A 23,367-nucleotide genomic window follows, 5' to 3' on the forward strand; every position below is an offset into this window, starting at 1 on the left:
ATAACGGCAGGCGGCACTTACGCCTGCCGGTTTTCTGCGCAGTCAGTTTTAGCGGCGTGCCAGCAGCGCCAGAGCTTCCAGCTGAGCGGTGAGGTGGTGACGGGTACTTTCATCGGTCACCGTGCCGTTTTCCGCATCAATGCGCGTGGTGGCCTGGCCGATCATGATTTCCGGTTTATTCAGCACCTGAGCGTTGAGGAACACCATGCTCTGACGCAGGTGATACTGCGCGCGCGCGCCGCCGATGGCGCCCGGTGACGCGGTCTGGATTGCCACCGGCTTGTTCGCCAGCGGGTTTTCCGGCAGGCGCGACAGCCAGTCGATGGCGTTTTTCAGTGCGCCGGGCACGGAGTAGTTATATTCCGGCGTCACGATAATCACGCCATCGGCAGCGGCAATCGCCTCACCCATGGCTAATACCGCTGCTGGAAAACCTTCGGCCTGAATATCAGCGTCATAGTGCGGGAATTCAGCCACCGACCCCAGCGGGCTGATCTCCACTCCGGCCGGTGCCAGCTCGGACAGACTGTTGGCGATAATGGCATTGAGCGAGGCTTTACGCAGGCTGCCGAGCAGGGTAACAAACTTGAGGGGAGCAATCTGACTCATGGCGGGTTTCCGTATGTTGACAGTAAGTGATTCAATAAAAGCGTTAACCCGTTATTTTTACAAGCACTATCATCGGCGTGGGCAAAAAAATATGCGCATTCTGTGCCGCCATTGCGGCGATCGCGGGCCGCAAAGATTGTCAACTGTCGCCCGGAGGTATACTGTTAGCGCACTATTCATTTTTATCATCACCGGCGTTAATCACCGGTGCATGACCCGCTAAACCGAGGTTGTCTTGTCCAGCTATTCTCCAGTCCAGCGTCCACGACGCTTGCGTCAGTCTGCTTCTCTTCGCTCCCTGTTCCAGGAAACTACCCTCAGCCTGAACGATCTGGCCCTGCCGATCTTCGTCGAGGAAGGTCTTGATGACTATAAACCTATCGCCGCGATGCCTGGCGTGATGCGTATTCCTGAAAAACGCCTGGCGTATGAGATTGAGCGTATTGCCAAAGCCGGTGTGCGATCGGTGATGACGTTCGGCATTTCGCACCATACGGATGCCGACGGCAGCGATACCTGGAATGAGAACGGGCTGGTGGCGCGGATGTCGCGCATCTGCAAAGAGACCGTCCCGGAAATGATCGTGATGTCTGACACCTGCTTCTGTGAATATACCACCCACGGTCACTGCGGCGTGCTGCATGACCACGGTGTTGATAACGACGCCACGCTTGCCAACCTTGGTCGTCAGGCGGTGGTTGCCGCCGCAGCCGGGGCTGACTTTATTGCGCCGTCAGCGGCGATGGATGGCCAGGTCGCGGCAATCCGCCACGCGCTGGATGCCGCAGGTTTTACCGATACCGCCATCATGTCTTACTCCACTAAGTTTGCCTCTTCCTTCTACGGCCCGTTCCGCGAAGCGGCGGGAACCTCGCTGAAGGGCGACCGCAAGACCTACCAGATGAACCCGATGAACCGCCGCGAAGCGATTCGCGAGTCGCTGCTTGATGAAGCACAAGGCGCAGATGCGCTGATGGTGAAACCGGCGGGTGCCTATCTGGATATTCTGCGCGACGTGCGGGAACGCACCCAGCTGCCGCTGGCGGCCTATCAGGTCAGCGGTGAGTACGCGATGATTAAATTTGGTGCGCAGGCGGGGGCGATCAGTGAGATCGACGTGACGCTGGAAAGCCTCGGTGCGATTAAACGCGCCGGTGCTGATATTATCTTCAGCTACTTCGCGCTGGATCTGGCGGAAAAGAAAATCCTTTCCTGACCCGTAAGGGCAGACCGGAAGAGAAGGTCTGCCCTTACGATATCAATATTGTGCAAAACCTGACGGGCCAGGCATGCCTGACCCGTACAGGACACCCAGTGTCAGCCGACGCGTAACACCTCAGACACCATTTTCTGTGACTCCACGTTAGTAAAGTTCACTACATCCGCGCCAAACTCCTCGCCGTGGGCGGCAATCACCTGCTGGAATTCGGCAAAGCTGTTGCAATAGATATGGCAGGCCGCGATAAACGGCATGGCGCTGTCCAGCGGCGTATCAATTTCATAGCTGACACAGACCTCACCCATGCGCGCTTTAATCAACGGCAGATGCACGTCGCGATAATAGTCATGGTCGAAGTGGGCGTCTGGCTGACGGGGGTAAAGTACGCTGAATTTGATCACGGTATTATCCTCTGGTTGTGCCGCCCTGAGCGGCGGCGAAGCATAAGATTATCACCACTGATGGGCAAAACAGGTTAGCGCATTGGGCGCTGCCTTACTTTTGCCTGAGCGTCAGGCTGATAAACACGTCAATATCCGCGATCGCCGCCTGATGGGCGAGGGCGCCGGGAGCGACAATCAGCTGATCGGCGTAGCCGTTGAGCATGGCGCTCAGCTGGCGGGTCACCCGGTCGGGGTCGGCGCTGAAAAACTCTCCGCTACCAATGCCTTCGCGAATAATCGCGGCCAGCAGGCTGTGCCACTGCGCCATCATCGACTGCGCGATATCCGCCCACTCGGCGTCATGGATGGCGATTTGCCACAGCGAGCTGTAAAGCTGCCAGGCGGCATCGGGCGTAGCGGGCAGATAGCTGGAGACAAATGCCCCCAGGCGCTGCTCTGAAGTCAGCCCGGTTATCCCGGCGGAAAAGGCGTTGCGGTCCTCCTGCAGATAAAGCGTCATGGCTTCTTTGCACAGGGTTTCCCAGTCGCGGAAATAGTGATAGATGTGGCTGCGCGAGATACCAACGTGTTCAGTCAGCTCGCGCGTGGTCACTTTTTCAATCCCTTTTTCCATAAACAGGGCGATAGCACCCTGCAGAATTCTGGCTTTCAGCGCTTCCCTGGTTTCTTTCATTGCAGGCCCCGTGTTGACTTTGAGCAGGTGCTCAAATAGACTTTGTTCCAGTTTTGAGCAACCGCTCAATTCCAATCCTATCAGAAAAGAGCACCATGCAAACCTGTAAATTACCGGAAACCGCCGTGGTTTCCGGCAGCGCCGTTGTCACCCTGAAACGGCTGGGCCGCCGCCATCGGCGTAAACTGTTTTTCACTTTACTGCTGGTGGTGGCAGAGAACGTCACCTATCTGCTTTATCCGCTGCTGGCGGGTTTTGCCATCAATGCCACGCTGAATGCGCAGCCGCTGCACGCGCTGCTGTATGCCCTGATGGTGTTGGTGATGTGGTCGATCGGTGCCGCCCGGCGCAGCGTCGATACGCGCACCTTTGCGCGCATTTACGCCGAACTGGCGGTCCCGGTGATCCTGCAACAGCGCGAGGACAAACACTCCCACTCCACCATTGCGGCGCGCGTGGCGCTTTCCAGAGAGTTTGTGGATTTCTTTGAAAAGCATCTGCCGGTGCTGATCACCAGCGTGGCGTCAATCTGCGGTGCGGCGGTGATGCTGCTGGTGATCGAGTTCTGGACCGGGATTGCCTGTCTGGTGATTCTGGCGTTTTTCAGCCTGTTTTTGCGTAACTACACGCATAAAAACGAGCTGCTGTTCGGCCGCCTGAATAACCGCCTGGAGCGTGAGGTGAACTTCATCAGCCATGCGACGACGCCGTCGCTGACCCGGCACTACCGGGTTCTGGCAGGGTTGCGCATCCGGCTGTCTGACCGTGAGGCGCTGGGCTATCTGTCGATTGGTGCGGTGATGGCGTTGCTGTTCGGGTTCACCATTGTCCATATGGCCAACAGCGGCGGCAACAATGCCGGGCATATCTACTCGGTGATGACCTATATGTGGATGTTCGCCATGAGCCTGGACGATGGTCCGCAGCTGCTGGAGAAATACTCGCAGCTCAAGGACATTGGCAAGCGGGTGAATACCGGGCTGGTGTGATACTGGCCTCAGGCGGACTCTCGCAGCACCAGTTCGCCGGACACCACAATGCGCTGCGGCGTCAGGTCGCTCTGCTGGATTTTGCGTAAAATCAGGGCTGCCGCCTGGCGGCCTGTCTCATCGCTGGCGGAAGAGACATAGGTAAATGACGGCGAACTGAGGTTGATTTGCAGCATATCTTCAAAGCCCAGCAGTGACACCTGCTGAGTCAGAAACACGTCTTTACCGACGGTGCGCCCGACCTGATGAATGCCGCTCAGGCAGCCGACAATCGCATGAGAGGAGTGGCACAGCAGGGCGGTGATCTTGTTGTTGCTCTCCAGCAGGCGGCGGGTGGCAAGGCGCGCGGCGTTGGTCTCCTCCCGGCAGGCGGGGGCGAACTCTTCTTTATAAAGCAGACCATAATGTTGCAATGCCATGCGGTATCCGGCCAGCCGCTGTTCGCGCATCAGGCAGTCTGCTTCTCCGCCGATATAGGCGATATTGCGATGCCCGCGCTCGATCAGATAGCGCGTGGCCTGTGCTGCGGCCTGGCGGTTGTCGCGCATCACCAGATCAAACGGGCCCTCGATCATCGCCTGGGAGACGGTGACCAGCGGCAGGGTACAGTCGCGAATGGGGGCCGGCAGGGTATGCCGGGTGGCGTTGGTATTGAGGTAAATGACCCCGGCCACACCCTGACGGCTGAAGGAGAGCAGGCACTGAACCAGTCGCTCTTCGTCATCCTGTGGATGCGCGAGAAACACCATATAACCCTGTTGTTCCAGCGCCTGCACAATGCTGGTGATCACTTTCAGGTTAAAGGTATCGCTGAAGTCGCGCACAATCAGGCCGATGAGATTAGACGTGCTGGCGCGCAGATTGGCGGCCGCGACGTTGTGCACGTAACCCAGCTCGCTAATCGCCTGCCGGACTTTTTCAATGGTTTGTGTTGAGATCTTCCCTTTCTGACGCAGCACCAGCGAGACGGTCGAAACCGAAACACCTGCCAGTTTTGCCACATCAATAATGCTGACCTTCTTCATCCCATTCCCTGTAAAAAATGCGTCTCCCGTAGCATACAGGAGACGACGAGTTGTGCCAGTTACCGCCCGGTGAGCTGGCTCATTTGCTGAGCAATAAACTGTGCCCTGGCACCGAAGATCACCTGAATGCCGTTATCCCCGACGAACACTACGCCGCGCGCCCCCAGATGATACAGCCCGTCCTTATCGACCAGTTCACTGTTTTCCACTTCCAGACGCAGACGGGTAATACAGGCCCCGACGCTGCCAATATTTTTGCTGCCGCCCAGCAGGCCGACGATTTCGCTGGCCAGCTCTGCGTCGCTCTTATCACCGGCGTTGGCGGTAATGTCGGTGCGGCCTGGCGTTTTAACATCAAAGCGGCGGATAACAAAGCGGAACACAAAGTAGTAGATGATCGCCATCGGTACGCCAACAATCACGGCGTTGATGTAGTTGGTCTGGAAGCCGTTAAAGGAAGGCAGGATGCCAAACGAGATATAGTCAATCAGCCCGGCGGAGAAGGATTTGGCAATATGCGCATGTAGCAGGTACATACACATATAAGAAAGACCCGCCATCACCGCATTGAAAACGTAAAGGATCGGGGCGACGAAGATAAAGGTGAATTCAACCGGTTCCGTGATGCCGGTCAGGAAACAGGTGAGCGCGGCAGAAAACAGGATACCGGAGGCGATTTTTTTGTTTTTGGTGTTGGCCTCGTGATACATCGCCAGACAGGCGGCGGGCAGGGCAAACAGCATCAGCGGGAACTCACCCTGCATGAACTTACCGGCATTCTGGTAGCTGTCGCTGCTGAAGGATTTGGTGCCTTCTTCCAGCATTTTAAACCAGATGGTCTGGTCGCCGTGGATCACCTGCCCGGCCTGAGTGGTGTAATCACCGAACGAGTACCAGAAAGACGGATACCAGATATGGTGCAGACCGAGCGGGATCAGCGCACGTTCCACCAGCCCAAAGATAAAGGTCGAGAGCGCCTGATTGTCACCGTTCACCACGATAGACAGCGCATCAATACCGGCCTGAATATGCTGCCAGACGTAAGGCAGCGCCAGCCCGAGCAGGAATGACAGGAACGCGGTGGCAATGGCGACAAAACGCTTACCGGAAAAGAAACCGAGAAATTCCGGCAGCTGTAAGGTATGGAAGCGGTTAAAACACCAGGCCGCCAGCACGCCGCAAATCAGCCCGCCAAACACCCCCATTTGCAGCGTCGGGATGCCAATCACCATCGCGTACTTGCCGCCGCTGGCGGCCATTTCAGGGGTAATGTGCATCACGGTGCCAATGGTCATATTGGTGATCAGCACGGAAACCGTTGCGGCCAGCGCGGCAATGCCGGACTCTGACGCCAGACCGACGGCGGAACCGACAGCGAACAGCAGCGGCAGGTTATCGAAGATCACGCCTCCGGCGTTCATCATCAGCGGCAGGTGGAATTTATCGCCGAATGCCAGCAGCAGACCGGCCGCCGGAAGCAGGGAGATCGGCAGCATTAGCGCCCGGCCAATCATCGATAGTTTGGAAAGCGATTTAAAGAACCCGGTAAAAAAACGCATAAAGTCTCCCGCTGGGACAGTGTTTTAACAGTAAGTGGGCATCGGAACGCTGAGTAGAACGTTTTAGTAGAACGTTCTACCTATAGTTAAGGACTCTGTTTTTTTACGCAACGAAAATGTCACATTGGGTCAGATCAAATAGTTATTTTATGACGCAGATCTGAAAAGGGCGGCTCAGCGCCGCCCTTGATCCCTGCTGTTAACGCACTGGAGGAAGAGGTCAGCGTTTTGCGCGCTGCACGGCGAGAATGATAGAACCGCTGGCAATCAGCATCATGAAGCCGCCTACGGCAGCCATGGAACCGAAGCCAAACTGATTAAACAGCATCAGTCCCGCCACGCCGCCCAGCAGAAACGAAAAGATAGTGATCAGGTGCGTGATGAACTGTTTACGCTGCACCTTTACCTGCTTCGACGGATCGTGGCGGAACAGGGTTGCCAGCAGGGAGCCGAGCGCAATCCCTGCATCGGTCAGTGTGCCGGTAATGTGCGTGGAGCGAACGCGTCCGTTGGAGAGCTGCGTCGAGGTGGCATTGTGGATCCCCATCAGAAAACCGAGAAAGACAATCGCCTCGCGATTATTTTGCGTGGAGAAAAACAGGATTTCATAGGCCGACAGGCCGATTAACAGCACGCCCTCAATCAGCAGAATGAGACTGAAAATGGTGCGAATCGCGTTTCTGATCCCGACAATCACCAGCAGACGGGCGCTGACGCAGCCAATCACAAAGGCAGCCAGTATCGACAGCAGGAATATCAGGTCGCGGATATCAACGCGATACACTTCCGTGGAGAGCTGTGAGGCATTGCCGGACATATGGGACGGGAAGATGCCGAAAGCACCCAGCGCCATGGCATTCAGCAGGCCCGCGCTGGTGGCGAGGAACAGCGCCAGGTAACGGTCTTCCGTATGGCGGCGTTCAGCCTTTCTTTTAATCATCATGTTTAACATTATCGCCCCTTAGGTTATCTGCCGGCGCTTCAGTCAGACTGATGGCCTTTGTTTTAACGCAATGTAGCGTATTGCGGCGGGGTACGGGGCCGGAAATGCACCTGAAAACGATTTTACAGACGGCTCCTGGTCTCAGTGAAGATTTAGCTATAGTTGATTAAATATCTGTCAATAAATTCCGCCAAATCCGGCGTTCATTCCTATTCTTTAAAAAGTCACTAAGCCGTTCGCTGTGATGCGCTGCACACCTCTGGATTCTGGCGGCCAGTTTCCCTCCGTCTGGTCACTCAGGGCCGCAGGTTTTTTGCCGGGCTGCCGATACTGATAAGGAAAGGAATTTATGACGTCAGGAGGAAAGGGGATGATCATAAGTATTGCAGTGAAAGAGCTGCTGCAGGGAATGTATCTGCACAAGCTGGATGTGTACTGGTTAAAACACCCGCTGGTTCACAATGAGATGCTGCTGTCTGATGTGGTGCACATCAGGGCCATTCAGGAGAGCGGCGTGCGTGAAGTGTGGATCGATCTTTCCCGCGGGCGGGCTCCTGAGGTCAAAGCGGGCGTCTCATCGCCTGAAGAAACAGACATGGGTGACCCTGCGCTGTACGTTTCACCGGCTATAGCCGGTGATGCGGTGGTCACCATGTCGAGTGAAATGGCTCAGGCCCGCAAGATCTGTCTGGCGGCGAAAGGCCCGGTGATGCGTCTGTTCAGCGATGCCCGGCTGGGTAAAACCATTGACGCAGAGAATACCTTCCCGCTGGTCAACGACATTGCCGGTTCACTTAACCGCCATCCTGCGGCGTTACTCAGCGTGGCGCGGCTGAAATCTCACGACGATTACACCTACCTGCATTCGGTGGCAGTGTGTGCGCTGATGATCTCGCTGGCGGCGCAGTTAGAGCTGGATGCGCAGCAGACCAAGCGCGCGGGAATGGCGGGGCTGCTGCATGACGTGGGCAAGGCTGCCATCCCGCTGGCGATCCTCAATAAGCCCGGCAAACTGACGGATGAAGAGTTTGAAGTCATGAAGCACCATCCTGTCGCCGGGGCCGAAATTCTGCGGCTGAGCGGTGCCGGTGAGGATCTGCAGGATGTTGCGCTGCATCATCATGAAAAGGTCAACGGTGGAGGTTATCCGCACGGGCTGCGCGCCAACGCCATCTCCCTGCTGTCGCGCATGGCGGCCATCTGTGATGTTTATGATGCCGTCACCTCCGACCGCCCCTATAAAGCAGGGTGGAACCCGGCGAGTGCCATGCACCAGATGGCGAGCTGGCCCGGACACTTTGACCGCAAGCTGCTGTATGCCTTTGTGAAAGCCGTGGGAATATACCCTGTTGGCTCGCTGGTGCGCCTCTCTTCCGGGCGGCTGGGCGTGGTGACAGAACCGGGTGAGCAGTCGCTTCTGCAGCCAAAAGTCTGCGTTTTCTTATCGCTGAACAGCGGCAAACGGCTGACGCCGCATATCATCGATCTGGCCAGCCTGCACTGCGAAGACAACATTGTGGGCCCGGAAGAGATCAATCGCTGGCCTGAAATCAATGTGAACCTGCTTTGGCAACAAACTGTTAGCGCATGATTTCTGGCAGGATCTGGAAACTCCACTATACTTTAGGCTGATGTTGTCTGCACTGAGGGCTGATACCAGAGTTTTGCCCTCGACCACGTCTGACGACAGCTGCGATTGCCACGCCGTCCGTCAGACCACGTTGTCCCCCTCATTGTCAGCAGCATCTTCTGAATCCATTTATCAGGAGGAATGTGTGACGACAAAAACAGATTTCGTTCCCCCGCTTCAGGCGGCAACCCGCTATGCCTTTTTCTTTGATGTGGACGGCACCCTGGCCGCGATTAAGCCGCGCCCTGATGAGGTCTCGATTCCGGCACCAGTGCTGGAGGATCTCAGAAGGCTGGCTCAGCGCTGCGAGGGGGCCGTGGCACTGATCTCCGGTCGCCCGATTGATCAACTGGATGAGCTGGCCGCGCCGCTGGTACTGCCGATGGCCGGGGTACACGGCGCGGAACGCCGCAATCATGACGGGCAGGTGACGCGCATCGCGCTGACATCCGCCACGGCCAGCGCGTTGAACCACGAACTGACCTCCGCCATGGCGGAACTGCCGGGCACCACGCTGGAAAGCAAAGGCATGGCGTTTGCACTGCACTACCGCCAGGCTCCGCAGCATCAGCAGGCGGTTGAACAGCTGGCCGCATCGCTGGCCGACCGCTTCCCGGAGCTGGTACAGCAGCCGGGAAAATGCGTGGTGGAGCTGAAACCGCAGGGCGTGAATAAAGGCGCCGCCATTAACGAATTTATGCAACAGCCTCCGTTTGCCGGGCGAGTCCCGGTGTTTCTCGGAGATGATTTGACCGATGAGGCCGGTTTCACTGCGGTCAATGCCCTGGACGGCATTTCAATTAAAGTCGGGACGGGCACCAGTGAGGCGCAGGGACATCTGAGCGATGTCGCCGCCGTTTATCGCTGGCTTGAACAGACACGAATAAAACTAGATGAAGACGTAACAACGTCAGTAAGGAGTCAGGGTTATGAGTCGCTTAGTCGTCGTATCTAACCGTATTGCCATCCCGGATGGCAGTAAGGCCAGTGCAGGGGGTCTCACCGTCGGTATTGTTGACGCGCTGAAGGCCACCGGGGGAGTCTGGTACGGCTGGAATGGTGAGATCAATGAAATTGGTGAAGATGATGATGAGCTCAGTATGCTTGAGCAGGATGGCATTACTTATGCTTCCTTCGGTCTGAACCAGAATGATTATGACCTTTATTACCTGCAGTTCTCCAATGCGGTGCTGTGGCCAGCGTTTCACTACCGCCTTGACCTGGTGAATTTCCAGCGTGAAGCGTGGGAGGGATATCAGCGGGTGAACACGATGCTGGCAGAGCGTCTGCAGCCCCTGCTGAAGGACGATGATGTGTTATGGATCCACGACTATCATCTGCTGCCGTTCGCCGCCGAACTGCGCAGGCTGGGGGTGAATAACCGTATTGGATTCTTCCTGCACATTCCTTTCCCGACCCCGGAAATTTTCAACGCGCTGCCGCCGCACGCTGACCTGCTGGAAAAGATGTGCGATTACGATCTGCTGGGCTTCCAGACAGAGAGTGACCGTACGGCCTTCCTCGAGTGTGTGGCGTTACAGACCACGCTGCAAAGCGACGGTAAGCAGCACCGGGCTTTCGGCAATCGCTTTGCCACAGAGGTCTATCCAATCGGTATTGAGCCGGACAGCATTAAAGAAATGGCTGAAGGACCGCTGCCGCCGAAAATGGTGGCGATGAAAAAAGATCTCGGTGATGCGCAGAATATTATTGCCTGCGAGCGCCTGGATTACTCGAAAGGGTTACCGGAGCGTTTTCTGGCCTATGAAGCCCTGCTGGAAAACTACCCGCAGCATCACGGCAAGATCCGCTACTCGCAGATTGCTCCGACCTCTCGCGGGGACGTGCAGGCCTATCAGGATATTCGTCACCAGCTGGAAACCGAAGCCGGGCGCATCAATGGTAAGTACGGCACCCTGGGCTGGACACCACTTTACTATCTGAATCAGCATTTCGACCGTCGTCTGCTGATGAAAATATTCCGCCTGACCGATATCGGTCTGGTGACGCCGCTGCGTGACGGCATGAACCTGGTGGCAAAAGAGTATGTCGCCGCTCAGGATCCGGACGACCCCGGTGTGCTGGTGCTGTCGCGCTTTGCCGGAGCGGCCAATGAGCTGACCTCCGCGCTGATCGTTAACCCTTACGACCGTGATGACGTGGCCGCCGCGCTGAATCAGGCGCTGACCATGTCCCGCACCGAGAGAATATCGCGCTACAACGATATGATGACCGTGCTGCGTAACAATGACATTACGCACTGGCGTGAGAGCTATCTGGCGGATTTACAGGCGATACCGCAGCAGGGGCGGGCGCAGGAAAAGGAGAATAACGTGGCCGCTTTTCCTAAACTTGCCTGATAAGCCGGTCCAGTCTAAGTAAGAACAATGTATAACAGGGGGCAATGCCCCCTCTCTTTTTTTCTGGTTCATTAGCTTTCCCGTGTTTCCGCTGCGCTATTTATGCGGTTAATTGCCGAAAAAATGCCCATGCGGCCCACAGAAAGAAAAATAAATCCACTTTTCTCTAAAGAATTCCCTCTTTTGGTCGATAATCATAGGGTAATTCCTAATCATCCTGCCAAAACATTCATATCACTTATGTAATGCCTGTTTACAACTCCAACCACACCCTAAACATTAGGTGCTGACTGCTTACAAAGCGTTATCACTTCTTGATGAAACCCTGCGCCATGTCACATTTTTGCCATCATGTAGTGGTCAAATATTCACCGTGAGTAACTAACTTCACGCACCGCATCAATGCTATTATTTAGAATAATAAACTATTAAATTAGATTAATTATTTATTATATTCTGCAATTCGCCGCTTCGTTGTCTCCGCTTCGCTTTAATATTCCACTTACTCTGCTTTTACCCGGCTTATGATTGCTCACAGGGCGAAATTTACAAAAAATGACCAAAATGGTTAGTTAGTGGGCTAATCAACAGCATTGCTGATGGGTTTTCAGGAACTATTTGCCTTAAAAGTGTGACGTAGATCACACTTTATCTAAAATTCAGCTTGTCTCTCGTTGTATGTCGCGATTAGAGGGGATAGAGTTGCCTTGTTTTCGGAATAGTCTTAAAAGAATGTAACAAGAAGTCACGGATGGAGTCAGGGAAGAGAGGGCTCAGGAATGGCCACTGGCAAAATGAGTTCATGATTATTTCCTGGCTTGGTTTCCTAAAAAACAAGACAGCTTTAGTATACGTTTGGCTTCTGCCACTAAATTTTTTGCCATCTTTAGATTTACCAACCAGCAACCATGGTAGCGGCTTCAGCCGCACACGTTAAAAGTAGTGTCAGTCAGGATGGAAAAAAAATGGGTACATCAGAATTACTCAAACATATTTACGACATCAATTTGTCATATTTATTGCTCGCACAACGTTTAATTAACCAGGAAAAAGCTTCCGCAATGTTCCGTCTGGGTATCGATGAGCCAATGGCCGATGCTCTGGCAGGTCTGACATTGCCTGAAATGGTTAAGCTGGCAGAAACCAATCAACTGGTGTGTCAGTTCCGTTTCAATGATCACAAATCAATTACCCGCCTTACTCAGGAATCACGCGTAGACGATTTACAGCAAATCCATACGGGTATTCTGTTATCCAGTCGTTTATTACGTGATGTCTCGAAAGACGATGAGACTCCGAGAAAAAGGGCGGCGAGCTGATGGGTGAGAAAAGTATTGTTCAGGAAGCGCGCGATATTCAGCTGGCGATGGAACTCATCACCCTGGGTGCACGTTTACAAATGTTAGAAAGCGAAACGCAGCTGAGCCGCGGTCGCCTGATTAAACTGTATAAAGAGTTGCGCGGCAGTCCGCCGCCTAAAGGTATGCTGCCGTTTTCTACCGACTGGTTTATGACATGGGAGCAAAATATTCACGCTTCTATGTTCTGTAACGCCTGGCAGTTCCTGATGAAAAGCGGGTTGTGTACCGGTGTTGAGGCGGTGATTAAAGCTTACCGTCTTTATCTGGAACAGTGCCCGCAACAGGACGAGGGCCCGCTGTTGGCGCTGACACGCGCCTGGACCCTGGTCCGGTTTGTTGAAAGTGGAATGCTGGAGCTGACGGGCTGTAAGTCCTGCGGTGGGAGCTTTATTAACCACGCACACCAGCCTGTGGGTAGCTTTACCTGCAGCCTTTGCCAGCCGCCATCTCGTGCGGTAAAAAGACGTAAACTTATCGCAGAAGTTGCCGATAACAATTCACAACTGCTGGATGAACAGGTTAAACAAGCCGTTTAATAGTGTTCGCCACGTGGAGTGAATCCAGCAGCGGTCTTTGACCGCTGCTTTTTTTTTGCCCCACGTCTGGTGTCCCAACCTGCTTATTCTGGCTTTCACCCACCCACACGTTGATAGCGTAAGGATTATTCGTGCTGATTATATTGGGTTACATCCTTGTCCTCGGGTCGGTGTTAGGCGGCTTCGCAATGGTCGGCGGCCACCTCGGCGCGTTATATCAGCCTTCTGAAGTGCTGATTATTGTCGGTTCTGGCATTGGTGCTTTTATCGTGGGTAACAACGGTAAGGCGATTAAAGCGACGGTGAAATCACTACCGCTGCTGATGCGGGGGTCGAAATATAACAAAGCCGTTTATATGGACTTAATGGCGCTGCTGTATCGTCTGATGGCCAAATCGCGCCAGCAGGGGATGCTGTCGCTGGAGCGTGATATCGAAAATCCACAGGAAAGTGAGATTTTTGCTAATTACCCGCGCATTCTTGCCGATAAAAGATTAGTGGACTTCATTACCGACTATTTACGCCTGATGGTCAGCGGCAATATGAATGCCTTTGAGATAGAAGCGTTGATGGATGAAGAGATTGAGACCTACGAGCATGAGTGTGATGTTCCGGCAACGGCGCTGGCCACCATGGGTGACTCACTTCCTGCCTTCGGTATCGTGGCTGCGGTGATGGGGGTGATACATACCCTGGCCTCTGCGGACCGACCGGCGGCGGAGCTGGGTGCACTGATCGCTAACGCGATGGTAGGAACCTTCCTCGGTATTTTGCTGGCGTACGGTTTTATCTCACCGCTGGCAGGGGTTTTACGCCAGAAGTGTGCAGAGAACACCAAGATGATGCAGTGCATTAAGGTCACGCTGCTCTCCAGCCTTAACGGTTATGCCCCGCAGATTGCGGTGGAGTTTGGTCGCAAGACGTTGTATTCAACCGACCGACCTTCATTTACCGAGCTTGAAGAGCACGTGCGTAATGCGAAATCCACTAAACAGACTTCGGATCAGGACGCATGAAGCATAACAATCACCCCATTGTGCTGGTAAAGCGGAAAAAGTCGAATAAACATGCCGGCTCGCACGGTTCATGGAAAATCGCCTACGCCGACTTTATGACGGCAATGATGGCCTTTTTTATGGTGATGTGGCTGATTTCGATCTCAAGTCCTCAACAATTGATTCAGATTGCCGATTACTTTAAAACGCCGCTGAAAGTGGCGTTAACCGGCGGGCAGCGCAGCAGCGACAGTTCAAGCCCGATTCCCGGCGGTGGTCAGGATCCGATGGAAAAGAGTGGTGAAGTGCATAAAGTGGTCGATATGGACGCGCAGAAACGCAAGCTGGAAGAGATTCGTCTTAACCGCCTGCGGGAGAAGCTGGACCAGCTGATTGAAGCCGATCCGCGACTGCGCGCGCTGCGTCCCCATCTGATTATTAATATGGTGGAAGAGGGGCTGCGAATTCAGATTATCGACAGCCAGAACCGCCCGATGTTTAAAACCGGTAGCGCCGAGGTTGAACCTTACATGCGCGATATTTTGCGCGCCATTGCCCCGATTCTGAATGATATTCCGAACCGGATCAGCCTGGCGGGCCATACCGATGATTTCCAGTATGCCGGGGGCGACCGTGGCTACAGTAACTGGGAACTCTCTGCTGACCGCGCCAATGCATCACGGCGCGAGCTGGTACTGGGAGGACTGGATGGTGGCAAGATGCTGCGCGTGGTGGGCATGTCTGACACCATGAAACTGAAGAATCGCGGCGGAAACGATTCGGTGAACCGACGCATCAGTCTGCTGGTGTTGAACCATGACACCGAAGCGCAGATCGAGCGAGAAAATGCCGAAAGTGATGCGGTACAAATTAACGATGCAAGTAGCCTTAAACAGGTAGCGGCGCCGGAAGTTCCTTCCACAGCCACAATAAACCAAGACCCTCAACACTCACAGGCTGAGCCTGTCAGTACCAGCGCACCGGTAACTTCGTTACCAGCGGCAACGGTACCGACGACCCAGACCGATCGCGACTCACAGCCGAGGTGATACCGTGAGCATGGATATCAGCGATTTTTACCAGACGTTCTTTGATGAAGCCGATGAATTATTGGCGGACATGGAACAACACCTGCTGGGTCTTGACCCGCAGGAACCCGATTCGGAACAGCTTAATGCTATCTTCCGGGCGGCCCACTCTATCAAAGGTGGAGCGGGGACTTTTGGTTTTACTGTATTACAGGAAACCACGCATATTCTGGAGAATATTCTCGACGGTGCGCGCCGCGGCGAAATGCAGCTCAGTACCGATATCATCAATCTGTTTTTGGAAACTAAAGATATTATGCAGGAACAGCTGGATGCGTATAAAACCGCCTCGGAACCCGATGCCGCGACGTTTGCATACATTTGTCAGGCCCTGCGCCAGCTCGCACTGGAAGCCAAGGGTGAAGCACCGGTAGCCGAAGTGATCGCCACTCCGGCAGGCACAGCCGGCTCCGTATCCGCCAGCGGTCTGCGTATTAAGCTGACCGAGCTGAAGCCGAACGAAGCCGATCTGATGCTGGAAGAGCTGGGTAATCTGGGTACGGTGTCTAACGCGGTGAAAGGTGAAAACTCACTGGAAGCCACGCTTGACTCCTCCGTGGGCAAAGACGATATCGTCGCTGTACTGTGTTTCGTGATTGATGAGTCACAGATTCACTTCCCGCAGGCCGACGTGGTGGATATTGCCTCCGCTATGGTGGAAGCCCCGATCGCTGATGCTGTAACCGCGACGGCGCCAGCCGCTGAACCTGAGCTGGCTGCCGTCAGTGAAGTGGTACAGCTGAAGCGCGAACCGGCGAAGAAAGCGGCTAACCCAAAAGTCAGTGAATCCACCAGTATCCGCGTAGCGGTAGAGAAGGTCGATCAGCTGATCAACCTGGTCGGCGAGCTGGTCATTACCCAGTCGATGCTGGCTCAGCGTTCTGGTGAGCTCGATCCGGTGAATCACGGTGACCTGCTGAACAGCATGGGTCAGCTGGAACGTAACGCCCGCGATCTGCAGGAATCGGTGATGTCGATTCGTATGATGCCGATGGAATACGTTTTCAGCCGTTTCCCACGTCTGGTACGTGACCTTGCCAGCAAGCTGGGCAAAGAAGTGGAACTGACCCTGATGGGCAGCTCGACTGAACTGGATAAGAGCCTGATTGAACGCATTATTGACCCGTTAACGCACCTGGTGCGTAACAGCCTTGACCACGGTATTGAAACCCCGGAAAAACGTCAGGCAGCGGGTAAACATGCGATCGGCAACCTGACGCTGTCAGCGGAACATCAGGGTGGCAATATCTGCATCGAAGTGACTGATGACGGTGCTGGCCTGAACCGCGAGCGTATTCTGGCGAAAGCGCTCTCCTCCGGACTGCCGGTCAGCGAATCAATGAGCGACGAAGAAGTCGGCATGTTGATCTTCGCGCCGGGCTTCTCGACGGCCGAGCAGGTGACGGATGTGTCCGGCCGTGGCGTCGGAATGGACGTGGTGAAACGTAACATCCAGGAGATGGGTGGCCACGTTGAAATCTCTTCTAAACAGGGCAAGGGCACGACCATCCGCATCCTGCTGCCGCTGACGCTGGCCATCCTTGATGGCATGTCAGTGCGCGTGGCGAATGAAGTGTTTATCCTGCCGCTGAATGCGGTGATGGAATCACTGCAGCCGCTGGCGGATGACCTGAAAGCACTGGCCGGCGGTGAACGCGTGCTGGAAGTGCGCGGGGAATACCTGCCGCTGGTTGAGCTGTGGAACGTCTTTGAGGTCCAGGGGGCCAAAACCGAAGCCACGCAGGGGATTGTTGTTATCCTGCAAAGCGCCGGGAAACGCTATGCGCTGCTGGTGGATCAGCTGATTGGTCAGCACCAGGTGGTGGTGAAAAACCTGGAAAGCAACTATCGCAAAGTGCCGGGCATCTCTGCCGCTACCATCCTGGGTGATGGCAGCGTCGCGCTGATTGTCGATGTCTCTGCACTGCAGTCTCTGAACCGTGAAAAGCGTGTGGCGGGAGCCGCAGCCTGACAATAACTGATTAAGGGTAGAATTATGACTGGAATGGCCACTGTCACTAAACTCGCCGGCGAAACCGTGGGTCAGGAGTTCCTGGTGTTTACGCTGGGTGACGAAGAGTACGGGATTGATATCCTGAAAGTTCAGGAAATCCGCGGATACGACCAGGTAACGCGTATTGCTAACACCCCGGCGTTTATTAAGGGTGTGACTAACCTGCGCGGCGTGATCGTGCCGATTATCGACCTGCGCATCAAATTCGCACAGCCGGGCGTGGTCTATAACGACAACACCGTGGTGATTGTGCTGAATCTGGAACAGCGCGTGGTGGGTATCGTGGTGGATGGCGTGTCTGATGTGCTGTCACTGACGCAGGATCAGATCCGTCCTTCCCCGGAGTTCGCGGTGACCATGTCTACCGAGTATCTGACTGGTCTTGGCGCGCTCGGCGAGCGAATGCTGATCCTGGTTGACATCGAAAAGCTGCTGAGCAGCGAAGAGATGGCGCTGATGGATACGCTGCGTAGCGCATAAAAACGGAAAAGGGCGGATCAACGATCCGCCCTTTATCATGATTCTGCCTCTTTTAGTTATTTAACTCCCCGCAACATAAAGATCCCCGACAGCTAACCGATACCCCCCAGTGTTATTCCATTTCTTACATCAAGGGTTACTTATGTTCACGCGTATCAAAGTCGTCACCAGCCTGATTCTGGTGCTGTTAATTTTCGGCATTTTACAACTGGCGGCCGGCGGCCTGTTTATCAACGCGCTGACGCACGATAAAAACAGCTTTGCCGTTTCCAAAACGGCCAATGATAACGTCTCTCTCTTCACCGACGCCTGGGTTACGCTTAACCAGACGCGCATCACACTCAACCGCGGCATGCTGCGCATCCAGAGCGAAGCCGCCAACAGCGGAAGCAGCGCTTCACTGAGCACACTAAGCGCTCAGGCTAAACAGCAGCTGGTGGCCGCACAGAAATCGTATGATGCGTTCCAGGCGACGCCAGCGACGCCGGGTATCGACCCGCAGCTGACCGAACGTCTTCAGCAGCGCTATGACGATTACGTGCGCGCGCTCGAGGCCATGACCCAGCAGATGGAAAACAAACAGCTGGACGCGATGTTCAAACAGAATATTGAGAAGAAACAGATCGCCATGCAGGGCGTTTACACCGAATGGCGCAACCTGCAGAACCAGCTGAGCGCGAAGGGTGCCGAGCAGAACCAGAAAGCCTACGTCAATATGCTGTGGACCATCGCAGGCGTGATGCTGCTGGTGGTGGCGCTGATTATTCTGTGCTGGTTTGGTCTGCGTAATATTCTGATCCGTCCGCTGCAGGCGACCATTGCTCACATTCGCGATATTGCAGGGGGTGACCTGACGAAAAATATCGAAGTCACCGGTCGTAATGAAATGTCCCAGCTGGCCTCCAGCCTGCTGGATATGCAGCAGTCGCTGGTGAAAACCGTCAGCGTTGTGCGTGACGGCTCTGACGCGATTTATACCGGTGCCAGCGAAATTGCTGCCGGCAATAATGACCTCTCGGCACGAACCGAAGAGCAGGCTGCCTCACTGGAACAGACCGCTGCCAGCATGGAGCAGCTGACCGCGACGGTAAAACAGAATGCTGAAAATGCCCGTCAGGCCTCACAGCTGGCGCTGAACGCCTCCGTCACTGCCCGTAAGGGTGGCCAGGTGGTCGATGGCGTGGTGAATACCATGAACGACATTGCCGGCAGTTCGAAGAAAATTGCTGATATTACCAGCGTGATCGACGGTATTGCCTTCCAGACCAATATTCTGGCGCTGAATGCCGCAGTAGAAGCCGCGCGCGCCGGTGAACAGGGCCGTGGTTTTGCCGTGGTGGCGGGTGAAGTGCGTAACCTTGCGCAGCGCAGCGCGCAGGCAGCAAAGGAAATTAAAGGACTGATTGAAGATTCAGTGGCGCGCGTTGACAGCGGTTCAGCGCTGGTCGCTACGGCAGGGGATACCATGACGGATATCGTCAATGCGGTCAGCCGCGTGACCGACATCATGGGTGAAATTGCCTCCGCCAGCGATGAGCAGAGTCGCGGGATTGATCAGGTTGGCACCGCCGTCACCGAGATGGATCGTGTGACGCAGCAGAACGCCTCGCTGGTGGAAGAGTCTGCGTCGGCAGCGGCGTCTCTGGAAGATCAGGCCAGTCGTCTGACGCAGGCCGTCGCGGTGTTCCGCATTGCCCGTCAGGGCAGTGTGGCCGCGGCTCCGTTGAAGCGCCCGGTGCTGAAAGCGGCGGCATTGAGTAAACCGCAGGCTGCGGCCACATCCGCGTCGGACAGCCACTGGGAAACGTTCTAATCCGGGCCATACGGCGGGTTGACGCAAAGGTCAACCCGCCGCACGGTCACGCAGTGCAACCATTTCATCGTGGATAATCACACACCAGCCAGATAACTGACTGCCTTACTGCGGTAAAAACGACATAAAGATCCGGGTTGGCCTGCCGATAACAGCAGCGCCAACTGACTAATAAGGAACATTATGTTTAAGCGTATGAAGGTCGTCACCAGCCTGATTCTGGTACTGGTGTTTTTCGGTTCATTACAGCTCATCACAGGGGGTCTGTTCTTCCAGGCCCTGAAAGGCGATAAAGATAACTTCGCCGTCTCGCAACAGCTTCGTCTGCAACAGTCCGCTCTTAACCAGTCCTGGATTGCGCTGATTCAGGCGCGTAACACCCTCAACCGTTCCGGCATCCGCTTTACGCTGGATGCGAACCGCGATGGCATCAGCGATGCGGTGAAACAGCTGCTGGGTCAGGCTCAGGGGCAGTTGACCCTGGCGGAAAAAAACTACGCCCTGTGGAATTCCCGTCTGTCAGAAGAGGGGAAAACCGCCGATAACGTGCAGGCTATTCAGCAAAACTATCAGATTCTGCATACGGCACTGAGTGAACTTATTCAGTTGATGAATGCCGGGAAAATTAACGAATTCTTCGACCAGCCGACGCAGGGATATCAGGACGGTTTTGCGCATGCCTATGACGCGTGGCTGGCAAAAAATGACGCCCAGGCCGCAGCCGGAGCAGAAGAAAACCTGCGTGCTTTCGGCCAGGCGGTGTGGATACTCGGCATTGTGCTGGTTATCTCGCTGCTGGTGATTTGTGCCGTCTGGAGCGGTATCCGCCATATTCTGCTGCGCCCCCTTCAGTCCAGTATTGAGCATATCCGCCGCATAGCTGGTGGCAATCTGACGCAGAAAATCGACGTGGAAGGGCGCAATGAGATGGCCCAGCTGGCGGCCAGCCTGCAGCATATGCAGGATGAGCTGATCCGCACGGTCAGCGTGGTGCGTGACGGTTCTGACGCCATCTATACCGGTGCCAGCGAAATTGCCGCCGGAAATAACGATCTCTCCTCGCGCACCGAGCAGCAGGCGTCTGCCCTGCAGGAAACGGCGGCCAGCATGGAGCAGCTCACCTCGACCGTGAAGCAGAACGCTGAAAACGCCCGTCAGGCGTCACAGCTGGCGCTCAGCGCGTCAGAAACCGCGCAGAAGGGCGGAAAAGTAGTGGATGGCGTGGTGAAAACCATGAATGAGATTGCCGGCAGTTCGAAGAAGATTGCCGACATTATCAGCGTCATCGACGGCATTGCCTTCCAGACCAACATTCTGGCGTTGAACGCGGCGGTAGAGGCAGCGCGGGCCGGAGAGCAGGGGCGTGGCTTTGCCGTGGTGGCGGGAGAGGTGCGTAACCTTGCCCAGCGCAGCGCGCAGGCGGCTAAAGAAATTAAAGGGCTGATCGAAGACTCGGTGTCGCGCGTTGATACCGGCTCGGTGCTGGTAGAAAGTGCCGGGGAAACCATGAATGATATCGTCAGCGCGGTCACCCGCGTCACCGACATCATGGGCGAAATTGCCTCTGCCAGCGATGAGCAGAGCCGCGGTATTGACCAGGTAGGCAGCGCCGTTAACGAAATGGACCGCGTCACCCAGCAGAACGCGGCGCTGGTGGAACAGTCGGCTTCGGCGGCGGCATCGCTTGAAGATCAGGCCAGTCGTCTGACGCAGGCGGTGGCGGTGTTCCGTATTGCCCGTCAGGGCAGTGTGGCCCCGGCCCCGCTGAAGCGTCCACAGCTGAAAGTGGCCGCATTAAGTCCACCGCAGGCGGCTGCGACCTCCGCGTCGGACAGCCACTGGGAAACGTTCTGATCGCCGGGCCGGGCATGCCCGGCCCCTTCCTTTCCCGTTTATCTGCATTAGCAGGTAAAGATCCCCCCGTGATTGCCGATAAAACAGAGCAGTAGCTATCCAACTGGGGAAAGGTATGTTCAAGAGTATGAAAGTGGTGACCAGCCTGGTGCTGGTCCTGGTAATATTTGGTTCATTGCAGTTAATTTCTGGCGGCCTGTTTTTTCAGTCTCTGAAAGGGGATAAAGAAAACTTCAGCCTGACACAGCAGATTCGCCGGGAGCAGGCCAATCTGACCTCTGCATGGATAGCGCTGGTACAAACCCGCAACACCCTTAATCGCGCCGCAACACGTTATTTGCTGGATGAGAAAGGTCAGGGAACGGGATCCACCGTTGCTGACCTGGTCGCACTGGCGAAAACCCAGCTGGCGACCGCGGAAGAGCAGTTCAACGAATACAATAAAGAGCTGCCGCCGGAGGTGGTTAATCTGCCCCACGTGCAGGGCGTGAATGACAACTACAAGATTCTGCACGCGGCCTTAACCGAGCTGATTCAGATGCTGACCAGCGGTGACTTTAAAGGCTTCGTCGATCAGCCCACTACGGGTTTCCAGAACGGCTTCGAGCAGGCCTACAACGTCTGGCTGAAAAATACCGATGCCATGCTGGCGGCCGGTTCGGCACAGAATGAGAGCGCCTATCAGCGTGCCATCTGGGTATTGCTGACCATTCTGCTGGTCTCGGTGATCATCATTGCCACGGTCTGGACCGGGATCCACCAGATCCTGCTGCGTCCGTTGAAATCCAGTATCGACCATATTCGTCATATCGCCAGCGGCGATCTGACGCAGAAAATTGAGGTGGAAGGGCGCAATGAAATGGCCCAGCTGGCGGCCAGCCTGCAGCATATGCAGCAGGAGCTGATTAAAACCGTGAGCGATGTCCGCGATGGTTCAGACGCCATCTATACCGGGGCCAGCGAAATCGCCGCCGGAAATAACGATCTCTCCTCGCGCACCGAAGAGCAGGCGTCTGCCCTGCAGGAGACGGCGGCCAGCATGGAGCAGCTTACCTCGACCGTGAAGCAGAACGCCGAAAACGCCCGTCAGGCGTCACAGCTGGCGCTCAGCGCGTCAGAAACCGCGCAGAAGGGTGGAAAAGTGGTGGATGGCGTGGTGAAAACCATGAATGACATTGCCGGCAGTTCGAAAAAGATTGCCGACATTATCAGCGTCATCGACGGGATTGCCTTCCAGACCAACATTCTGGCGCTGAACGCAGCGGTAGAGGCAGCGCGGGCCGGAGAGCAGGGTCGTGGCTTTGCCGTGGTGGCGGGAGAGGTGCGTAACCTTGCCCAGCGCAGCGCGCAGGCGGCTAAAGAAATTAAAGGGTTGATCGAAGACTCGGTGTCGCGCGTTGATACCGGCTCCGTGCTGGTGCAAAGCGCCGGGGAAACCATGACAGATATCGTCAGTGCGGTCACCCGCGTTACCGACATCATGGGCGAAATTGCCTCTGCCAGCGATGAGCAGAGCCGCGGTATTGACCAGGTGGGCACCGCTGTTAACGAAATGGACCGTGTCACCCAGCAGAACGCGGCGCTGGTGGAACAGTCGGCTTCGGCGGCAGCATCGCTCGAAGATCAGGCAAGTCGTCTGACTCAGGCCGTTGCCGTGTTCCGAATTCGTAAAGAAAACGTGATTGCGGCCGTTAATAACAACAGGGGCCAGATTTCTCCCTTGCTGACCGCACCGTCTGCACCGCGTAAAGCACTTCCGGCCAGCAAGTCAGATGATAACTGGGAAACCTTCTGAGTCTGTTGATTGTGATAAAG

20 protein-coding genes are annotated in these 23,367 nt (G+C 55.3%); 14 read left to right on the forward strand and 6 right to left on the reverse strand.

Annotated elements, in window-relative coordinates; all coding sequences use genetic code 11:
* Positions 1-48: 48 nt before the first annotated feature.
* Positions 49-609 (reverse strand): NADPH-dependent FMN reductase, encoded by a 561-nt coding sequence (locus ABEH87_RS02340; RefSeq protein WP_346573561.1) that lies wholly within the window; start codon positions 607-609, stop codon positions 49-51.
* Positions 610-844: 235 nt separating this feature from the next.
* On the opposite strand from ABEH87_RS02340, the gene hemB reads away from it, so the two are divergent.
* Positions 845-1,825: a porphobilinogen synthase gene (hemB, locus tag ABEH87_RS02345; RefSeq protein ID WP_346573563.1), complete on the forward strand. Its 981-nt coding sequence runs from the start codon at positions 845-847 to the stop codon at positions 1,823-1,825.
* A gap of 101 nt (positions 1,826-1,926) precedes the next feature.
* On the opposite strand, the gene ABEH87_RS02350 is transcribed toward hemB, so the two are convergent.
* Together ABEH87_RS02350 and ABEH87_RS02355 are read right to left on the reverse strand one after the other, a co-directional pair.
* Positions 1,927-2,229, reverse strand: a complete 303-nt coding sequence (locus tag ABEH87_RS02350) for an EthD family reductase (RefSeq protein WP_346573565.1) — start codon at positions 2,227-2,229, stop codon at positions 1,927-1,929.
* Between the two features lie 94 nt (positions 2,230-2,323).
* A complete protein-coding gene (locus ABEH87_RS02355) occupies positions 2,324-2,905 on the reverse strand; it encodes a TetR/AcrR family transcriptional regulator (protein WP_346573567.1) in 582 nt (193 codons plus the stop codon).
* Between the two features lie 95 nt (positions 2,906-3,000).
* Here ABEH87_RS02355 and ABEH87_RS02360 point away from each other — a divergent pair, with 95 nt between their 5' ends.
* On the forward strand, positions 3,001-3,894 hold the full coding sequence (locus tag ABEH87_RS02360) for an ABC transporter six-transmembrane domain-containing protein (protein WP_346573569.1): 894 nt from the start codon (positions 3,001-3,003) through the stop codon (positions 3,892-3,894).
* An 8-nt stretch (positions 3,895-3,902) separates the two neighbouring features.
* On the opposite strand, the gene malI is transcribed toward ABEH87_RS02360, so the two are convergent.
* The 3 genes from malI to ABEH87_RS02375 form a co-directional block, all read right to left on the reverse strand.
* Positions 3,903-4,919, reverse strand: coding sequence for a Mal regulon transcriptional regulator MalI (malI, locus tag ABEH87_RS02365; RefSeq protein ID WP_346573571.1), 1,017 nt, complete (start codon positions 4,917-4,919; stop codon positions 3,903-3,905).
* Between the two features lie 59 nt (positions 4,920-4,978).
* Positions 4,979-6,478, reverse strand: coding sequence for a PTS transporter subunit EIIC (locus ABEH87_RS02370; RefSeq protein WP_346573573.1), 1,500 nt, complete (start codon positions 6,476-6,478; stop codon positions 4,979-4,981).
* Between the two features lie 220 nt (positions 6,479-6,698).
* Positions 6,699-7,430 (reverse strand): YoaK family protein, encoded by a 732-nt coding sequence (locus tag ABEH87_RS02375; protein WP_346573575.1) that lies wholly within the window; start codon positions 7,428-7,430, stop codon positions 6,699-6,701.
* Positions 7,431-7,791: 361 nt separating this feature from the next.
* Here ABEH87_RS02375 and ABEH87_RS02380 point away from each other — a divergent pair, with 361 nt between their 5' ends.
* The 12 genes from ABEH87_RS02380 (at position 7,792) to ABEH87_RS02435 (ending at position 23,347) form a co-directional block, all read left to right on the forward strand.
* Positions 7,792-9,012 (forward strand): HD-GYP domain-containing protein, encoded by a 1,221-nt coding sequence (locus ABEH87_RS02380; RefSeq protein ID WP_346573577.1) that lies wholly within the window; start codon positions 7,792-7,794, stop codon positions 9,010-9,012.
* 184 nt (positions 9,013-9,196) lie between these two features.
* Positions 9,197-10,006, forward strand: coding sequence for a trehalose-phosphatase (gene otsB, locus ABEH87_RS02385; RefSeq protein ID WP_346573579.1), 810 nt, complete (start codon positions 9,197-9,199; stop codon positions 10,004-10,006).
* Positions 9,981-11,411 (forward strand): alpha,alpha-trehalose-phosphate synthase, encoded by a 1,431-nt coding sequence (otsA, locus tag ABEH87_RS02390; RefSeq protein ID WP_346573581.1) that lies wholly within the window; start codon positions 9,981-9,983, stop codon positions 11,409-11,411. Before otsB ends, otsA begins: the two co-directional genes overlap by 26 nt.
* A gap of 965 nt (positions 11,412-12,376) precedes the next feature.
* Positions 12,377-12,730, forward strand: coding sequence for a flagellar transcriptional regulator FlhD (flhD, locus tag ABEH87_RS02395; protein WP_346573583.1), 354 nt, complete (start codon positions 12,377-12,379; stop codon positions 12,728-12,730).
* Positions 12,730-13,308 (forward strand): flagellar transcriptional regulator FlhC, encoded by a 579-nt coding sequence (gene flhC / locus ABEH87_RS02400; protein WP_346573585.1) that lies wholly within the window; start codon positions 12,730-12,732, stop codon positions 13,306-13,308. Before flhD ends, flhC begins: the two co-directional genes overlap by 1 nt.
* Positions 13,309-13,439: 131 nt before the next feature.
* A complete protein-coding gene (gene motA, locus ABEH87_RS02405; RefSeq protein ID WP_346573587.1) occupies positions 13,440-14,324 on the forward strand; it encodes a flagellar motor stator protein MotA in 885 nt (294 codons plus the stop codon).
* Positions 14,321-15,352 (forward strand): flagellar motor protein MotB, encoded by a 1,032-nt coding sequence (gene motB, locus ABEH87_RS02410; RefSeq protein ID WP_346573589.1) that lies wholly within the window; start codon positions 14,321-14,323, stop codon positions 15,350-15,352. Before motA ends, motB begins: the two co-directional genes overlap by 4 nt.
* 10 nt (positions 15,353-15,362) lie before the next feature.
* A complete protein-coding gene (gene cheA / locus ABEH87_RS02415; RefSeq protein WP_346574555.1) occupies positions 15,363-17,363 on the forward strand; it encodes a chemotaxis protein CheA in 2,001 nt (666 codons plus the stop codon).
* Positions 17,364-17,387: 24 nt separating this feature from the next.
* Positions 17,388-17,885, forward strand: coding sequence for a chemotaxis protein CheW (gene cheW, locus ABEH87_RS02420; protein WP_062746338.1), 498 nt, complete (start codon positions 17,388-17,390; stop codon positions 17,883-17,885).
* A gap of 142 nt (positions 17,886-18,027) precedes the next feature.
* Complete coding sequence (locus ABEH87_RS02425; RefSeq protein ID WP_346573591.1) at positions 18,028-19,698, forward strand: methyl-accepting chemotaxis protein; 1,671 nt, start codon at positions 18,028-18,030, stop codon at positions 19,696-19,698.
* Positions 19,699-19,881: 183 nt separating this feature from the next.
* Positions 19,882-21,552: a methyl-accepting chemotaxis protein gene (locus ABEH87_RS02430; RefSeq protein ID WP_346573593.1), complete on the forward strand. Its 1,671-nt coding sequence runs from the start codon at positions 19,882-19,884 to the stop codon at positions 21,550-21,552.
* A gap of 115 nt (positions 21,553-21,667) precedes the next feature.
* The gene (locus ABEH87_RS02435; RefSeq protein ID WP_346573595.1) at positions 21,668-23,347 is read left to right on the forward strand and encodes a methyl-accepting chemotaxis protein; all 1,680 of its coding nucleotides are present in this window, start codon (positions 21,668-21,670) and stop codon (positions 23,345-23,347) included.
* Positions 23,348-23,367: the final 20 nt, after the last annotated feature.

This window comes from Erwinia sp. Eh17-17 (genome assembly GCF_039675725.1).
Taxonomy (GTDB): domain Bacteria; phylum Pseudomonadota; class Gammaproteobacteria; order Enterobacterales; family Enterobacteriaceae; genus Erwinia.

Bases quoted from the DNA above. Each gene is read 5' to 3' on its own strand.
- ABEH87_RS02340 (WP_346573561.1), bottom strand. From the start codon at position 609: ATGAGTCAGATTGCTCCCCTCAAGTTTGTTACCCTGCTCGGCAGCCTG.
- ABEH87_RS02355 (WP_346573567.1), bottom strand. From the start codon at position 2,905: ATGAAAGAAACCAGGGAAGCGCTGAAAGCCAGAATTCTGCAGGGTGCT.
- ABEH87_RS02360 (WP_346573569.1), top strand. From the start codon at position 3,001: ATGCAAACCTGTAAATTACCGGAAACCGCCGTGGTTTCCGGCAGCGCC.
- malI (WP_346573571.1), bottom strand. From the start codon at position 4,919: ATGAAGAAGGTCAGCATTATTGATGTGGCAAAACTGGCAGGTGTTTCG.
- ABEH87_RS02370 (WP_346573573.1), bottom strand. From the start codon at position 6,478: ATGCGTTTTTTTACCGGGTTCTTTAAATCGCTTTCCAAACTATCGATG.
- ABEH87_RS02375 (WP_346573575.1), bottom strand. From the start codon at position 7,430: ATGTTAAACATGATGATTAAAAGAAAGGCTGAACGCCGCCATACGGAA.
- ABEH87_RS02380 (WP_346573577.1), top strand. From the start codon at position 7,792: ATGATCATAAGTATTGCAGTGAAAGAGCTGCTGCAGGGAATGTATCTG.
- otsA (WP_346573581.1), top strand. From the start codon at position 9,981: ATGAGTCGCTTAGTCGTCGTATCTAACCGTATTGCCATCCCGGATGGC.
- flhD (WP_346573583.1), top strand. From the start codon at position 12,377: ATGGGTACATCAGAATTACTCAAACATATTTACGACATCAATTTGTCA.
- flhC (WP_346573585.1), top strand. From the start codon at position 12,730: ATGGGTGAGAAAAGTATTGTTCAGGAAGCGCGCGATATTCAGCTGGCG.
- motB (WP_346573589.1), top strand. From the start codon at position 14,321: ATGAAGCATAACAATCACCCCATTGTGCTGGTAAAGCGGAAAAAGTCG.
- cheA (WP_346574555.1), top strand. From the start codon at position 15,363: ATGGATATCAGCGATTTTTACCAGACGTTCTTTGATGAAGCCGATGAA.
- cheW (WP_062746338.1), top strand. From the start codon at position 17,388: ATGACTGGAATGGCCACTGTCACTAAACTCGCCGGCGAAACCGTGGGT.
- ABEH87_RS02425 (WP_346573591.1), top strand. From the start codon at position 18,028: ATGTTCACGCGTATCAAAGTCGTCACCAGCCTGATTCTGGTGCTGTTA.
- ABEH87_RS02430 (WP_346573593.1), top strand. From the start codon at position 19,882: ATGTTTAAGCGTATGAAGGTCGTCACCAGCCTGATTCTGGTACTGGTG.
- ABEH87_RS02435 (WP_346573595.1), top strand. From the start codon at position 21,668: ATGTTCAAGAGTATGAAAGTGGTGACCAGCCTGGTGCTGGTCCTGGTA.